At 71.1% G+C, this 18,237-nt stretch carries 1 protein-coding gene (only partly in view); it reads left to right on the top strand.

Going from position 1 to position 18,237, the window contains the following annotated elements; all coding sequences use genetic code 11:
• A protein-coding gene (locus J5474_RS18265) for a hypothetical protein (protein ID WP_209362845.1) crosses the window boundary here: on the top strand, positions 1 to 18,237 show its start. The gene runs 29,388 nt beyond the window's last position; 18,237 of the gene's 47,625 nt are visible here — the first part of the coding sequence; it begins with the start codon at positions 1 to 3; its stop codon lies off the right edge, out of view.

The raw sequence follows: 18,237 nt of genomic DNA on the forward strand, positions 1-18,237 counted from the left end.
GTGACCGATTCCAACGACGACCGGCTGAACCAGACCCGTGGCGCAGAGATCGACTTTGGCCTCGACAAGCTGGAGGAACGGATCGTTCTTTCGGGCGATGTGGCGGTGGTGGATGACACCCTCCTTGAAACGACGGCGGCGGATCATTTGCCAACGGTGCAAACCACCGGCGATTGGGCGGAGGAGCCGCTGCCCCCGGCAGAGCTTACGCTGACCCGGCCAGCCGGAGGGGTTACGACCTTTACCGCGCAGGCCGATGGCGTGCAGGCGCTGCAGATCGGATCGGGCGAGGTGCTGTCGGGCGCGGGTGCGGTGTACCAGCCGCTGGTGAACGCGGGCACGCTGGCGCCGGGCAATTCGCCCGACATCCTGAGCGTGGCGTCCTTCACGCAGGGCGCGCAGGCGACGCTGAAGATCGAGATCGGCGGCGAGACGGCGGGCGCGGGTGCGGCCGATCCGCTTGACGGCTACGACCGGTTGGTGGTGAACGGCACGGCGGAACTGGCGGGAACGCTGTCGCTGGAGTTGCTGAACGATTTTCACCCGGTGGCGGGGCAGGTCTACGACGTGATGCGCTGGGGCGCGCGGACAGGCACCTTTGACCGGATCGACGGGCTGTATGCGGGCAACGGCGTGCTGCTGGTGCCGGAGTACCGCGCGGACGGGCTGCGTTTGACGGCGACGCAACTGCCGCTGGTCGAAGGCATCGTGACGCAGGGCGCGGATGCCGTGGCCGCGCTGGGACGCTGGGCACAGGCGGTGGCGACAAAGACCGCCGCGACGGGTATTCAGATCGCGGCACAGTTGGGGCTGGGTGGCGTTCAGGTCGGTGGCGACCTGTCGGTGGACGTGGACGCCACGGGCCGGTCGACGGTGACGGTGGCACAGGGCACGGCGCAATGGGGCGTCGCGGGCCTGGCGGGCGGGCTGACCGGGGTCAGCGGCACGCTGTCCTTTGGCGGCGGCGCGGCGTCGGCGGTCACGCTGAGCGGCTCGGGATCGGTGCAGGCCTTTGGCGGGCCGGTTCTGGCGGGCAGCTTCGTTCTGACGCAGGGCACGCAGGGGCTTGAGATCACTGCCGCCGGGGTCAGCGCCTCGGTCGGCGCACAGGGTCAGGGAGGGGCGCTGACGCTTTCGGGTGGCGCGCTGGCGCTGAAGCTGGCGAACGGTGCCATGGACCTGCGGGTCGCGGGCACGGGCGCGTTCAGCGGCATCGCCGGAGCGGCGTTCTCGGGCACGCTGGCGCTGGAAGCGAGCACCGCCACGGGTCAGGCGCGGTTTACCGCGCAGGGCGCGACGGTGACGCTGCCGGGGCTGGCGACGGTGAGCGGTGATTTCACCTTTAGCGCGACGCGGCAGACAGTGGAGAGTACCGTGACGCAGCGGCTGCTGATCGGAGCGGCGGGTGCCTCCGGGCAGGTAACGTTGGGCGATCTGGTGGCGGATGTGTCGAACGGCACGCTGGGTCTGGTGTTGAAGACGGTTTCCGACGCCTCGGGCGTGGGGGTCATCACGCGGACCTCGGCGGTGACGGCGGTGGCCGATCTGAGCCTGTCGGTGGACGGCAGTTTCGCGCTGACCGGGCAGCAGGTCACGCTGCGCTACAACGGCACCGGCGCGGCGGTCAGCACGCAGCTGACGCTGCCTTCGGGCGCGGCGCTGTATATCGAGATGGCGGCGGGTGAGCAGCGCATCGCCGGCGAGATCACCGCCACGGTGGCCGGGCAGGGCACGTTCTCCGGCCAGCTGGTGCTGGAGATAACGGACGCGCTGCGCATCCTGTCGGACGCGGCGCACACGCAAGTCGCGGTAACTGAATACCTCATCAGCGGGTCGGGCCTGACGGCGCGGCTGGGTGGCGACAATGGCCTGCGGGTCGAGGACGGGCAGGGCGCGCTGGTCTATGCGCGGGCCAAGGACGGCACCGGTTCGTGGCTGGCGACAAAAGGCACGCTTACCGAAGCCTCGCTCGCGGGTTTTGCCCTGCAGGGGGCCGCGGGCGACGCCTGGTCGGTGAACACGGTGGTCAGCGGCAGCGGCCCGGCGCTCGACTGGACGCAGGTCAAGAGCGTGACGCTGCCCTCCGGCGGCGCGGTGGTTTTTGACCAGGTGGGCGAGGCGTTCGCCGTCGCCGCCTCGGGTCAATTTGCCCTGGGCGGCGCGGCTCTGTCGGGTTCCGTTGCGGCAACCTATGCGCGGGCGACGGGCGCCTGGGCGCTGAACTTTGCCGAAATGTCGGTGGTTCTGGCGGCGGGACCGGCGATGCTGCGCCTCACGGGGGCCAACGGTACGGTCAACGTGGACGGCACGGGACGGCGGTCGGGGTCTCTGGCGGGCGCGCTGAGCCTGAGGGGCATTCCGGGGCTGGTGGCGCAGGCCACGGGGACGCTGACGCTGGACGGGCTGGACGATGCGCTGGCGGTGACGGCCACCGGCGTGCTGGGGCTGGACGGTTTTGCACGGGTGGCGGGCGATTTCAGTATCACGCGCGAAGTGACGGTGGAGGGCCCGCAACTGGTGGTCGCCGCCACCGGCGCGACGCTGGACGTCGGCGCCGGGGTGCGCGCCACGGCCACGGCGACCACGGTGATAGGCGCGGTGGCAAAGGTCACCGGCGCGGACCTGGGCCTGATCCTGCGCGGCGACGGGCTGGGGCAGGGGGGCTTTGCGCTGGCGGCCACGGGGGCGATGGCGCTTCAGGGCGTCACGGGCGCGGCACTGTCGGCCTCTGCCGTGACGGTGGAGGTGAACCGGCTGGGCACCGCGTTGAACCGGACGGTGGGCGGCGTGACGCTGGCCTTTGCGGATGACCGCGACGTGGCGCGGCTGGAGGCCAACGGCGCCAGCATGACGCTGGGCGGCGTGACGCTGACCGGCACTCTGGCGATCGTGCCGGAGGTGGTCGCCGTGGGCACGGCCCAGCGGCACGAACTGCGGATCGGGTTCTCCGAGGTGACGGCCACGGGGCTGTCGCTGGGTGCGGCCGAGGCGGCGCTGACCGGCGCCACCGGCGCGGTGGTTCTGGTGACGGATTCCTCGACGCAGGCGACGGACCCGGCGCGCTATGCCATCCAATTGACCGGCGCGGCCTCCCTGACCGGGGGCGATGCGCTGGAACTGTCCGCCTCCGAGATGGTGTTCAGCCTGAACCGGGTCGGTGCGGCCTTCCAGACGACGGTGGATACCGGCGACGGCTATGTGGTCATTGACCAGCTGAAGGACGAGTTGCGGCTTGCCGGGCAGGGCGAGGTGCGCATCGACGGCGTGGCGCGGTTGTCGGGGCAGTTGTTCCTTGAGTCGCGGACAGGCCAGAGCGTGACGCTGAGTGGTACGACGCCGGAGACGGTCACGGCGGACATGCTGATCGTCGGCGGGCAGGCGCTGGAGATCGCGCTGCTGGCGGGCGACAACACAATCGCGGTGCAGGAGGGCAACCTCGCGCTGGTCCTGACCAAGGAGCAGGCCGGCACGCGGCGCTGGCTGACCACGCTGTCGCAGTTCCACGGGCTGGAATTCGATCTGCTGGCAGAGGCCGATCTGGACGCCGGCCTGCTGGAGATCAACCGCGCGGTGGGCACCGATGGCGCACTGCTGGGCGCGGATGTCGCGGTGCCGGTCTACACCAGCGCGGCGCCGCTGCTGGTGGCGCTTGGCACCGATGCGGTGCTGTCGGTCGGGCAGGACGCGCAACACCTTTCGGCCACGATCAACGGCACGCTGCATCTGGGCGGGGCAGAGCTGTCCGGCGTGATGACGCTGACGCAGGGTGTCGACGCCACGGGGGCCACCGTCTGGGAACTGGATTTTGTCGCCGGGCAGATCGCGCTGGAGGCGGGTGGCGCGCGGGCAGAAGTCTCTTCGCTCACCGGCAGCTTCCTCATCAGCGACACGGCGATCACCGGCAGCGTTTCGGGCGTCGGTCAGGTGACCGGGGTGGACGGGCTGACTGCCACGGGCACATTGGCGGCGCGCTTTGACGCGGGCAGTCTGAAGCTGGCGGGCGACCTGTCGCTTTCGGTGGCGAACCTCGGCGCGCTGGCGGGGTCCTTTGCCATCGTGAAGCAGGACGAACAGCTCTCCGTCCCGGTCGAAACCGAGGCGCAGGGCACATCCGGCGGCGATGCAACGGTAACAGGGACGGTCGCCGGCGGGCAGCGGACGAACGCGGTCTTCCTCATGCGGATCGGTGGCGCGGCGGGGCAACCCACGCGCGAGGGGACCTATACGCTGGGCTACGCGGGTGCGCAGGCGACGGTTTCGACGCTGGGCGCCGATGGCGTGCCGCTGTCGGACGCGGCGCTTGCGGCGCGTCTGGCGGACACCCTGCAGGGGCTGTCGAGCGTGGGGCGCAACAACGTGCTGGTCACCGGCACCCGCGCGGAGGGGTTCCGCATCACCTTTACCGGGGCGCTGGCCGGTGTGACGGTGGCGCAGGGCACGTCGCTGGCCAGCGGCGGGTTCTACATGCAGGCACCGGCGGATGTGCCGGATGCACCCGACTGGGGCCTGACGCAACTGGACGCGGCAGCGGTAAGCGCCCGCAACGAGGTGCAGGACCTGCGCATCACCCACGACGGGACGGTTGCGGCGGGCGACAGCTTTGCTCTGACGCTGGACGGGGTGACCACGGGACCGATCGCGCTGCTGCCGATGGGGCAAGCCCAGAACCAGAAGATGACGCTGTCGGTCACGGTGGACCCGAACGACACGCGCTCGGCCATCTGGTTCGAGGCGGAGGGCGTCACCACCACGCGCATCGCCACGGGCAAGGGCCCGCTGGTGACGGCGCGGCTGATCGACCTCGCGCTGGAGGAGATCTACGGGTCCGACACGGTGACGGTGCGCTACGAAAAGGGTTTCGTGGGCAACAACCGGGTCGATTACTACATCGAGTTCCGCGGCGACATGGCCGGGAAATCCGTGGCGCCGATCACGGCTGGCGTATCGTCCACGGGGGTCGTGACCAACTGGACGACGCGCGCCGTGGGCGGGCCGGGCTATTCCGTGCAGGCGCAGGCGGCGGCAATCCAGTCGGCGCTGGTCGAAACCTTCGGCACCGGCGCGGCGAGCGTCACCTTTGCCGACGGGGGCTCGGTGGCGGATGCGCGCTACCGCATCACCTTTGGCGGCGCGCTGAAGGGGCAGGACCTGGCGCTGATGACCGCCACCACCGGCGCGGCGGCGACGCTGACGGTCTCCGGTGTCACGAATGGCGTGACGCGGGGGGCCGAAGTGCGGTCGATCCACCTGTCGGACGCGAACCGGGTCGGCAATTTCTCGGTTTCGCTGGCCTGGGGCGGGGAAACCTACACCTCCGGGCCCATCGCGTTCGGCGCGAGCGCGGGGCAGGTGCAGGCGGCACTGATGGCGGCGGTCGACGCCGAGGGCCTGCGTCTGGCGGCCGCCGGCGCGGAGATCACGGTGACGCAGGGCACGGGTGCCTGGTCCGTGGCCTTTGGCGGCGCCATGGCGGGCGAGGCGCTGGAGGCGTTTTCTGCCAAGGTGCTGCAGGCAGTGAACGCGCCGGAAGCGACGCTGTCGCAGGTGCAGGCGGGGGCCACCACGAGCGCGGTGCAGCGGCTGGACCTGACGGGCGCCACGCGCATCGTGCTGGGCCTGCCGGGCGGCGGATCGACCGGCGTGCTGGATGTGGCGACGCTGGACGCGGATGCGCTGGCGGCGGCGCTGGGGGCGCTGGCTGGCATCGGCGGCGCGGGCAATGTGTCGGTCAGTGGCACGGCGGGCGTCTTCGAGGTGAAGTTCACCGGCGGGCTGGCGCGGCAGGACGTGGCGACGCTGGTGGCGGTGCCGGTGCAGCGGCTGGACCTGTCGCTGGCGAACGGCAAGCGGCCGACGGAGATCGCCGTGCGGCTGGGCGACGGCGAGGAGATTTCCGCCGCCATCGACGTGAGCGGGATGGACAACGCGGCCCTGGCCGCCGCCCTGAAGGCGGCGCTGGCGGAGCAGGCCATTCTGGACGCGGCCGACGTGATCGTGACGGCGCAGGGCGGGCTGGTCTTTGACGTCGCCTTTGGCGGGGCGCTGGCGGGGCTCGACCTCGGGGCGGTCACGGTCTTTGCCAGCCAGCAGGCGGTGACGGCGGCGGCGCAGCTGACCATCGGGGCGACGGGCGTGAGCATGGCGGCCACCGGGCTGAACGCATCGCTGTCCGGGGGCGAACTGGCGCTGCTGGTGCGCGAGCGCGCCGACGGCACCACGGGTTACGCGCTGGAGGCGGCGGGGACCGTCGGGCTGACCACGGGCGGAGTAAGCCTGAGCGCCGCGGGCGAAGTACGGCTGAACGCGCTCGGCGAGGCCGTGACGCTGGAAATCCCCACCGGGATCGCCACGTCGAAGGTGCTGACCTTTGCGGATGGCGCGGCGCGGCAGGAGATCGTGATCGAAAACGGCACCGTGGCGGTGCAGGGCTTTGGCACGGTCACCGGCAGCCTGCGGATCGAACGGGTGTCGAAGGTCGTGAACGGCATGAGCGTGACCGATGTGACCATCGGCATGGAGGGGCTGGCGGGCACGCTGGCCATGGGCCCGGCGCAGGCCTCGCTGAGCGACGGACGCGGTGCGGTGATCCTGCGCGAAACGGTGCAGGGCGACGGCACGCGCACCGTGCAGGTCGCGGCCGAGGTGGCCGGCGATGTCGCGGTCTCCGGGCTACCGGCGCTGAGCCTGACGGCGGACGACCTGACGCTGACATGGAACCGCTGGGGCGGCGATGTGGCGCGCGAGGTCGAGACGGCGCAGGGGATCTATGTGCTGAACCTGCTGGCGGGCGAAACCCGCATCACCGGCGGCGCCACCGTGGCGCTGGATGGCGTGGCACGGGTATCGGGCGATGTCTTCATCGAGCGGCGCGAAGGCCAGTCGGTCACGCTCTCGGACGGCACGCAGGCGGTGGTGGACCAGCTGGTGTTCGGCGGCGCGAATGTCGCGGCCTCGTTGCTGCACGGCGCGCCGCTGCTGACGATCGGCTCGGCGGACGTGGCGTTCGTCTATTCAAAGGCGGCGGACGGGCGTGCCTGGATCAGCGCGGCGGCGGATGTCGACGACCTGACCATCGGCGGCAATGCGCTGCTGGGTGACACGCAGACGGCGCTGGCCTTCAATGCGGCGCTGGACGCGAGCGGCGCTCTGGACGCGGCCAACGACCTTGTCATCGACTGGTCGGCGCTGCCCCTTGCCTTGCCGCTGGACGGCGCGGCCGCGGTTTCGCTGGACGAGGCGGGCCACGTCTACGAGGTGTCGGTGATCGGCGCGCTGAACCTTGGCGGCGCGCGGCTGTCGGGCGGGTTCAGCCTGACTGCGGACCGCAGCGGTGCGGTGGATGTCTGGACCCTTGCGGCGGATGGCGCCGAACTGGGCTTTGGCGCGGGCGGTGCACATGTCGGGATCGAAGGCGTCACCGGCTCTGTGACCTTTGTGCCGGGACAGCAGCCAACGGGCGCGCTGACCGGCATGCTCAGGGTCGAGGGGGTCGAGGGCCTGGCCCTTGGCGGGACCTTCACCACGGTGTTCGACGCGGCGGGGACCCTGTCGCTGAGCGGTACCGGCGCCACGGCGGAGATCGCCGGGCTGGCGGGTCTTGCGGGCGATTTCACCGTGACGAAGACGGCCGGTCAGGTGACCATCGGCGCCACCAGCGTGACCAGCACGGCGGCGGGCGGCGTGAGCCTGACCAACGGCACGCTGGGGCTGATCGTCGAGGAAGTGACCGAGGGCGTCGGCGGCTTTGCCCTGATCGCCGGGGCGGACGCGGTGATCGCGGGCGCGGGCCTGTCGGTCAGCGCCACCGCGCAGGTGCGGGTCAACACGCTGGGCCGCGCGGTGACGCAGACGGTGGGCGGCGTTGCGATCGGGTTCGCCGATGCCTCCGACGTGCGCGAGATCGCGATATCCAATGCGGCGGTCGCATTGGGCGATCTGGGGACCGTCACCGGCAACGTGGCGGTGCAGACGCGGACCTTCGAGGACGCCGGGCAGGTGGTTTCCGAAACCCGCATCGGGCTGGAGGGCGTTACCGGGCTGCTGACGCTCGGCGCGCTGAGCGCGGACATGACAGACGGGCGCGGTGCCGTGCTGTTGCGCACCGTCGCGGGCGTGACGAAATTCGCGGCCCAGATCGAGGGCGGCGTCAGCGTGTCCGGCGCGGATCAGGTTTCCCTGACCGCCGAGCGCATGACGGTGTCGCTGAACCAGTTCGATACGGCGCTGACCGGCGAGGCCATCGCCACCGGCGCGGGCGATTACACGCTGGACCTGATCGCGGGCGCACGGCGGCTTGAGGGTGTCGCCACGGCCAGGGTGGGCGATGTCACCATTTCCGGCGAACTGTTCGTCGAGATGCGCGATGGCGTGACGCGGCGCGTGGTCGGCGAAGGCGACGTGACCATGACCGAAACGGTCATCGGCGGCGCGAACCTGTCCGTCGCGGTGGATGCGGGCGGCACCGAACTGCTGCGGCTGGAGGACGCCGACGCGGCGCTGATCCTGTCGGCAGAGGCGGCGGGCACGCGGCAATGGCTGTCGCTGGCGGGGGGGCTGTCCGGGCTGCGCCTGCTGGGCGACGACTTCGCGCATGTGGAGTCGGGCACCGTGATGGTGAACCGGTCGCTGACCGACGCGGCCTCTGCTGCGGTGATCGACTGGAACGGGGCCACGGACACGGAGGCCTACGCGGTCGCGCTGTCCGCGACGGATGCCACGGCGGTGGCGCGGTTCGACGCGGGGGCCGAAGGGTTCGCCGTGGCGGTGACGGGTGCGGTGGATCTGGGCGCGGCGCGGGTGTCGGGCACCTTCGGCGTCACGCGCACGGGCAACGACCTGCGCATCACGGCAAGCGACGCCAGCGCGGCGCTGATCGCGGGCGGCGCGGCGGTCGAGGTCTCGGACGCCTCGGGCGTGCTGGTGAAATCCGGCGCCACGGTGTCGGGTACTCTGGCAGGCACGGCGGCGGTCACCGGCGTCGACGGGCTGGTGCTGGAAGGCACGATGTCGGCCAGCTTGGACGCTACGGGTGTCCGGGTCGCGGGCGCGGATGTGACGGTGTCCATGGCGGGCTTTGGCGCGGTCACGGGGGATTTCGCGGTCGAAAAGCGCACCGAGGCAGGCGCCGACCTGCTGCTGGTCGGACTGAGCGACGTTTCGGCGGGGATCTCGGGCCTGACGATGGCGGATGGCACGCTGGGTCTGGTCATCACGCGCAATGCTGCCGGGCGGGACGGTTTCGCGCTGATCGCGTCGGGTGACGCGGCGCTGACCGGCGTTCCGGGGCTGAGCCTGAGCGCCGAAGCGGTGCTGGCGGTGAACACGCTGCGGGAAACCGTGGACCATGCGATCACGGTGGACGGCACGGCGGTGGCGGTGCGGTTCGACACCGGCGCGCTGACCCGGCAGCTGACGGTGACGAACGCGGCGCTGACCATCGACGGGCTGGCGACGCTGACCGGCGACATGACCTTTGCCTCCGAAGTCTGGACCGAGGGCGGCGTGGTGCATGAACGTCTGCTGGTGACGGTGGCGAACGGCGCGGGCAGGCTGGATGTGGACGGGGTGGAGGCCACGCTGTCCAACGGCGCGGGCACGCTGCTGGTGGAACGCACGCTGGATGCGGCGGGCGCGGTGGCGACCTCCGGCTATGCGTTGGACATGGGCGGCGATTTCGCCGTCGACCTTGGCGGCGCCGTGGCGCTGACGGCGGACGACCTGCGCGTGCAGGTCAACACGCTGGGTCGCGCGCTGGCGGCCGAGGCGGTCACCGTCGCGGGCATCGAAACGCTGCTGACCATGCCCGACAACGCCCGCCGGCTGGCGGGACGCTTCGGGCTGGACGTGGCCGGGATGGTGGACATCTCCGGCCTGATGGCGATGGAACTGCGTACCGGAGCGAACGCACGCGACGTGCTGCTGACGGATGGCTCCACCGTCACGGTCGATCAGGTGGTGATCGCGGGGCAGGGGCTGAGCGGCGCGCTGGGGTCCGGGGCGCTGAAGGCGGCGGTGGATGACACCGACCTCGTTCTGGTGCTGAGCACGGAGGTCGTGGCCTCCGGCGAGGCGCGGCGCTGGCTCTCGCTGGAATCGTCGGTGGACGGGCTGACGCTGGATGCCTACGCGCTGGGGAACGTGCAGGACGCAGCGCTGGTGCTGAATTCCGAGATCGTGGGCGGCGCGCTGGTGATGGACGGCACGCGGGCGGTCATCGACTGGAACGGTGCGGCGAACGACAGCGAAACCGGGATCGTCGAACTGGGCGGTGCGATGGTCACCTTTGACGCCGGTGAGCGGACCTTTGGGGTGGCGGTGGGCAGCGCGTCCTTCGACATGGGCAATGCGGTGCTCGAAGGCGGCTTTGCGCTGGAGATGGTCAGCGGCCCGGCGGGGCAGCAGGGCTGGCACGTCACGGCCACGGATGTGTCCGTCGCGCTGACGGCTGCGGGCGCCACGGCGGCGATCCGCAACGGCGCGGGCGACCTGTGGATCGGTGTCAACCAGACCACCGGCACATGGGGCACCACGGAACGGTCGGGGTCGATCAGCGGCACGGCGGAAATCACCGGCGTCGAGGGGCTGACCGCGACGGGCACGCTGGCGACCACCTTCGACACCAGCGGCAACCTCGTGATCGCCGGGGCGCTGGATCTGGCGGTAGGCGACGTGGCGCAATTGTCGGGCGAATTCGCCTTCGAGCAGGGCGCGGTGCAGACCGCAGACCCGGTGATCGAGACCGGCGGCGTGTCCAGCGGAAGCGCCGTCACCGCCACCGAGGCGGCGCAGGGCGGCGTGACCAGCGCCAGCGTGTTCACTCTCGTGGTAGGCGCGGAGCGCGACGGCGTCTTTGACCTGCGCGCAGGGGTCTATACCTTTGCCCGGGGCGGGGTGAGCGTCACGGCGGAACTGCTGGCCTCGCAGCCGGAATCCGTCTGGACGGACCGTTTGCAGGCGGCGATGGACGCGCTCTTCGGCTTTGGCAACGTGGCGGTGACGGGGGCGCGGGAAACCGGGTACACCGTGACGCTGGCCGGGCCTCTGGCGGGGCAGGCGGTGACCGGGCTGGAGATGACCGCGCCCGCCGATCCTTCGGACCGCGACGACTGGGGCCGGAACTACGTGCTGTCGCGCGGTGACGCGAATACCCCGGCGGTGCACCTGTCGGACCTGATCCCGGCGGGCACGCGCGGGGCGCAGGATTTCGAATTCGACTATACCGCCTCGGCGGATGCGGCCTTCCGCTGGAGTCTCGGGTCGGCGGGGGCCTACCGCGAGGGGCGCTACGTCTTTGGCCAAGGCGGAAAGACGGCCACTGTGATGACCACCGGCCTGTCCGACGCCGATCTTCTGGCCACCATGCGCACGGCCATGCAGGGGCTGTTCGGCGCGGGCAGCGTGACGGTCACGGGCGACCGGGCAGCGGGCTACGATATCGTGCTGGGTGGCGCGCTGTCCGGGCAGGATGTCCGGGCGGGGCAGGAGTTCACCATGCAGGCGCCGGCGGACGCGCCGGTGCTGGCGGACGGCGCCGCAAGCGTGATCCAGCAGGCGCAGGCCGGGACAAACGCGACGCGCTACACGCTGGAATTGAAGATCCCGACGGCGGCCGGCTATGCCTTCAAGAATTCCGACCAGTTCACCTTTGGCTTCGCAGGGTCGCTGCGCGAGGAGGCGGTCAAGGTCACGTCGATCGAGAGCAGCCAGGCGCGGCAGATCCACGACGAGTTGTTGCAGCTTCTGGGCTACCGCGACGGGACGTATACGACGACGACCTCCTTCCCCTCGACCGCGAACGCGGTGGTCAAAAGCTCGGTCCTGTCGGTGACGGTGCGGGCGGATTCCGTCGCGCGCGACCAGTTCTACGAGATCGCATTCAGTGGCGACGCGGCAAAGCGGCTGGCCGCGAAGGGCGCGTTGACGGTGGCGAATACCGGCGCAAATGCCGGGATCGACTACATCCTGACCGCCAATGGCGGCGGCGTGACGCAGGGCGCGGTGCAGGTGCTGTCGGGCTACCCGGCAGGGGCGGCGGGCAGCTTTGCGCTGGCTTTCGACTATGACGGCGCGGCGGTGCAGACCGTTGCCATCGACCTGCACGCGGACGCGGCCACGGTGAAGGCCGCGCTGATGGACGCGCTGGGGGCGGGCCGCGCGGGGGTCGATCTGACCGTGACGGCGCAGCAGGACGGCGGCTGGAAGATCGCCTTTGGCGGCGACGCGCTGGGTGTATCGGTCAGCGCCATGGCGCGCACGGTGACACCGGCGGCGCAGGGTACGGCGGTGCTGTCGCAGGCGCAGGTCGGCACGCGGGGCGAGACGCTGACCTTCCGGTCAGACCGGATCGGGTTCGACGTCTTCAACACCGACGCGGAGGCGATCCGCGCCGCGCTGCTGGGCGCGGAAACCAGCGACGGCACCAGCGTCGCGGCCAGCGGCATCACCGTCGACGTGGCGATGGACACCGCGCGCGACAAGTGGGCGATCACCTTTGGCGGCGCGGCGCAGGGGCAGTCCCTGTCCGTCATGCGCAGCGAGGTTTTCGCGGTTTCGGCACCGGAGGCGGTTCTGACGCAGGACGCCACCGGCGGCACCACCGACGAGGTGCAGCGGCTGGTCCTGGGGGCCACGGGACAGGTGCGGCTGGCGCTGGGTGGTGCGGTAAGCGATGTGCTGACACTTGACGGGCTGGACGCCGCCGGGCTGACGGCCACGCTGGAGAGCCTGCCGCAGATCGGGGCGGGCGACGTGACCGTGACGCGGGACGCGCAGGGGGCCTTTCTCGTGGCCTTTGGCGGCGGCATGGCCGACCGCGACGTCGCGGCGCTGAAGGCGATTGCCGTCACGCGGCTGTCGCTGGCGGTGCCCTCGGATGGCGAACTGGCGGACGTGGTGACGCTGCGCGCCACCGGCGCGACGGACTGGGCGGCGACGCTGCAGGTTCCGGCGGGCGCGGATGACGCGGCCCGGATGGCTGCGCTGAAACCGCTTCTGGAGCGCGCCATCGGCCGGCTGGACGGCGTGGGCGTCGGCAACGTGATGCTGGTCACGGTGGCAGGCGATCCGCTGTCCTTCGACGTGGTGCTGACGGGGACCGCCGCGCAGGTGTCGCTGGGCCTGGACCTGGGCGTCGCGCGGGCCGTGGCGCAGCCGGAGAACTTCATCAAGATCGGCGCCTCGGGTGTCGATGCCTTTGTCGGGACGGCGGATGCCGGTCTGCGGGTGACGGACGGCGGGCTGGCGCTGGTGATCTCGCGGCAGGTGGACACCGGCGCGGGGCAGGTGGCCCAGCAGGCCGGGTTCGCGCTGCAACTGGGCGGCGTGGCGGAGCTGAACGGCTTCGGCGATGCCGTGACCCTGAGCGCGGATGCGGTGCTGGCGGTGAACACGCTGGGGCGCGCGGTGGACCAGACGGTGCGCGTGGGCTACGATTCCGCCAGCGTGCAGCAGGTCAGCTTTGCCGACGGCACCGAGCGCTACGAGCTGCTGATCAACGAGGGATCGGTGACGGTACAGGATCTGGGCACGGTGACGGGCCGCCTGCGCATCGAGGTGACAAAGACCACCGACGGCGCGGCCGAGGTGCTGCGGCTGGAGGTCGGCGTCGACCGCGCCGAGGGCAACCTGACGCCGGGCGGCGTGGGCGCCACCCTGACGGGCGGCACCGGCGCGCTGGTGATGGAACGCCGGACGGTCGGCGCGACGACAACGGTGAAGCAGGCCTTTGTCGCGGAGGGCAGCGTCGCGCTGGAGGGCGTGCCGGGCGTGACGCTGACGGCGGACGAACTTGCCGTGGCGTGGAACCGCTGGGGCGAGGATCTCGACCTGTCGGTGGCGACGGTGGACGGCACCTATTCCGCCAGCCTGATCGATAACGAGACGCGCGTTCGCGGTCACATGGCGCTGGAGATCGGCGGCGTGGTGCAGACCTCCGGCGACATGTTCATCGAAAGCCGCACCGCGCAGACGGTGCTGCTGTCGGACGGCTCGACCGTGACTGTGGATCACCTGCTGTTCGGTGGCGCGGGACTGGAAGGGCGGCTGGGCGCGGCCTCTGTCGCAGCGACGCTGAACGACGCGGCGGTGGCCATCGCCCTGTCGACCGAACGCGGCGGCGCGGGCCGTCGCTGGCTGGCGGTGCAGGGCGCGGTGGGCGACCTGTCGCTGGTGGCGGGCATCGATGCCGAGGTGACCGACGCCAAGGTGGCGGTCAACCGGCTGATGTCTGCCTCGGGTGGCATCCTTGCCCCCGGCGGCGTGGTGATCGACTGGAACGGCGCGTCCGACGACCAGAGCACCGATCTGGCGGTTTCGGACAGCCGCACGCTGTCGCTGGCCTACGGCGGGCAGGCGCTGGAACTGGACCTGGAGGCAAGACTGGGCTTCGGCACCGCGCTGGTATCGGGCGAAGTGACGGTCGCGCTGACCGAAACCGCAGAGGGCCAGACCTGGACCGTGACGGTGGATAATGGCCGGGTCGAGATGTTCGCGGGCGACGCGGGCGTGGTGATCGAGAACGTCACCGGCGCGCTGGTGCTGGCGCCTTCGGGCGCGCGGTCGGGCACGCTGGCTGGTGACGGGCGGATCGTTGGCATCGACGGGCTGGAGTTCAGCGGCACCCTGGAAACGCGGTTCGATTCCTCGGGCAACCTGCAGGTGGCGGGCGCGGCTTCGCTGGCGGTCGACGGCGTCGGCGCGATCAGCGGCGAATTCGCCGTCACGCGCGAGGTGATGCAGAGCCCGGAGGCGGCAATTCTGGCATCGCGGGCGGAAACCGGCAGCGGCGCCGTGGTGAGCGAGGTCACCGCCGGCGGGCAGGCAAGCGCGACGGTCTACAGGCTGACGGCTGCGGCCACCGGCACGGACGGCGTGACGCGGTTCCGCGAAGGCGCCTACGTTCTGGCGCGCGGCGGGGCGCAGGTCACCGTCTCGACGTTGAACGCGGATGGCTCGGCGCGCAGCGACGCGGCGCTGGCCGAGGCCTTGGCGACGGGGCTGGATCTGCTCTTTGGCGCGGGCAACGTGGCGGTGACGGGCACCCGCGCTGGCGGCTTCGGGATCACGCTGGGCGGTACGCGGACCGGGCAGGACCTGGGCGGTCTGACGATGACGCCGCCCGCCGATCCGGCCGACAAGGACGACTGGGGCACGACCTCCATCCTGCGGCGCGCGCAGACCGGACAGGTCGGCGCGCAGTACCTGAAGCTGACGCCGGTGAGCGTGGGCAGCGTTTCGGGCGCGAAATTCACCCTGACGCTGGCGGACGGACGCAGCACGGCGGCGGTGCGCTACATCGCGGACCCCGTGCGGCAGGCGGCGGCCATCCGGCAGGCGCTGGAGGCCGTGACCGGGGCTGGCACTGTCTCGGTGGTGTTCGACCAGAATTCGCCGGGGATCAGCTGGCAGGGCTACCGGGTAACCTTTGGCGGCGATCAGGCGCTGGCGGGGGTCACGGCCTTTACCACCGCATCGAACGGGGCCGTGCTGGACGGCACGGTGCGGGTGACCGCGGCGCTGACCACGCTGGGAACGGCGCAGGCCGCGACCGGCATGGTGCAACAGATCGACCTCTACGACGAGGGCCTTGAAGGGGCGTTCGACCTGGACATCCCGGCCTTCGGCACGGTGTTCAAGACCGGCGACATCGCGTTCGACGCGACGCCGGAGGCGGTGCGGGCGGCGATCCTCGGGGCGGAAACGGTGTCCGGGGTCACGCTCGCCTCGAAGGGCGTCGCGGTGTCCGTGGCCCTGGTCGAGGTTTCGGCGGGCAAGCACCTGTGGGAAGTGACCTTTGGCGGCACGCTGCTGGGGCGCGATCTGGATGCGGTGATGACCGGGCAGATCACGCGCCTGGTGGAGGCGCCAGACGCAACGCTGACACAGACGGCGGCCGGCGCGGTCACCTCCGAAGTGCAGCACCTGTCGGTGGCGGCGCTCGAGGGCGCGGTGGCGCTGTCCTTCGGGTCCGCCATCACCGGGCCGATCACGCAGGCCACCACGGCGGCGGAATTGCAGGCGGCGCTGCGCGGGCTGGCCACCATCGGCGCGGGCAACGTGACGGTGACGGCCTCGGGTGACGGTTTCGACATCGCCTTTGGCGGCGCGCTGGCGGGCAGCCAGGTGGCCGATCTGAAGGTGAACGCCGTCCAGACGGTCGATCTGCGGCTGGTGGACGGGCTGGCCGACACGGTGCGGCTGCGCGCCTCGGGCACGACGGAATGGGCCGCGTCTCTGGATGTGCGCGCGCTGGAACCCGGCACGTTGAAGACCGCGCTGCAGGGCGCGCTGGCGCAGGTGACGGATGCCACGGGCGCGACGGTCTGGGGCACGGATGTCCGCGTCATCGAGACCGCAACGCAGGGCGTGTTCCAGATCGTCGCGCAGGGCGCGCTGGTCGGCCAAAGCGTGCCGACCGTGGTTTCGGGATTGTCGCGCCACGTGGCGCCGGTGCCGGATCGCCTGATGATCGGCGCGTCGAACGTGACGGCGGCCATCGGGTCTTCGGCCAATGGGCTGAGCCTGACGGATGGCGGGCTGGCGCTGCTGGTCATGCAGAACAAGGCCGACGACGGTAGCTATGCCGCCGCGACCTGGGCGCTCGAAGCCGAGGGCGACGTGGCGCTGACGGGCTTTGACGGCGCTGTTTCCCTGAGCGCGAACGGCACGCTCAGGATCAACCGGCTGGGACAGGCGGTGGATATCGCGGTCCCGGTGGGTCTGGGCGGCGCAGCGCGTCAGTTGACCTTTGCCGACGGGCTGGAGCGTACCGAGGTGGTGGTCGAGGGCGCGGCCTTTACCATCAAGGACTTCGGCACCGTCACCGGCGATGCGGCGATCAGCGTGCTGGCGCACAAGGTCGACGGCATCGAGACGACCGACATTCGCATCGGCCTGTCGAACCTGTCCGGCGCGATCACCGATTTCGGCGGCATGGATGCCTCGTTGTCAAACGGCGGCGGCGCGATCCTGCTGCGCGACCAGCAATACATCGCCTCGCGCTATGCCCTGCAGCTGGAGGGCGACGTGGCCTTCGGGCTGGGGTCGGCGGTGACGGTGCAGGCGGACCGGCTGTCCTTTGCGATGAACCGCTGGGGCAGCGATCTGGTAGAGGGTGTGGCCACCGCGCAGGGCGTCTACGACGTCGACCTGACGGATGGCGAAACCCGTCTGCGTGGCCAGATGGCGCTGAGCGTCACCGACGTGCTGAGCGTCGAGGGCGACCTGTCGCTGGAGGTGAAGAAGGCGCAGGCGGTGACGCTGGCGGATGGCACCACGGCGACGGTGGATCAGGTGCTGATCGCGGGCGCGGACCTGAGCGCGACGGCGCTGCCGGGGCAGAGCTTTGGCGTCGCCCTGCGCGATACGCAGCTTCTGGCGGCGGTGTCGCTGGAACAGACCGGCGCGCGGCGCAGCTGGATCTCGGCGGTGGCCGAGGTCGGGGAGGCAGGCTTTAACGGGCTGACGCTGGCCGAGGTCACCGACGCGCGGTTCGAACTGAACCGGGCGCTGGGAGCGGCTGGCGGGTCGGCCATCGACTGGTCGGGCCAGGTGCTGACGCAGGCGGTGTCGCGCGGCGGGTCCGAACTGGCGCTTGACGACGCGGGCGCGCGTTTCCTGATCGAGGCGAACGCGGAGCTGAACCTTGGCGGGGCCTTCCTGCGCGGCGATTTCCGGGTGGAGCGCGATGCGGTGGCTGCGGCATGGCGCGTGACGGCGACGGATGCGGAACTCGGGCTGCGGGTCGGCGGCATCGCGCTGGCGCTGGAGAACGTGGCCGGCACGCTGGTGCTGGGCGACGATGGCACCCGCAGCGGGTCGGTCGCGGGCGCGGTCAGCCTGACGGGCGTGCCGGGCGTGACGCTGGACGGCTCGCTTGCGGCGGCCTTCGACGGCACCGGCAACCTGACGCTGGCCGGGCAGGCCACTGTCGAGGTGCTGGACGTGGCGGCGTTCGAGGGCAATATCCTGATCAGCCGCGAGGTCGTCGACGGTCGTGGCATGCTGCTGCTGGGGGTGACGGATTTCACCACCGAATTCGATCTGCCCGCCGGGTCCGAGGTGTCGCTGACGGCGGGGCGCTTTGCCCTGCTGGCGGGCACGGGCGCCAACGGCCAGCCGGGCTATGCCATCGAGGGCAGCGCCACAGCGGTGGTGGACACCCCGGTGATGGGGCTGACCGGCACAGTCACGGTGGCGGGCAACTCGCTGGGCCGCATGGTGGATCGCACCCTGTCGTTG

The sequence above is a fragment of the Sagittula salina genome (genome assembly GCF_017813235.1).
Taxonomy (GTDB): Bacteria; Pseudomonadota; Alphaproteobacteria; order Rhodobacterales; family Rhodobacteraceae; genus Sagittula; species Sagittula salina.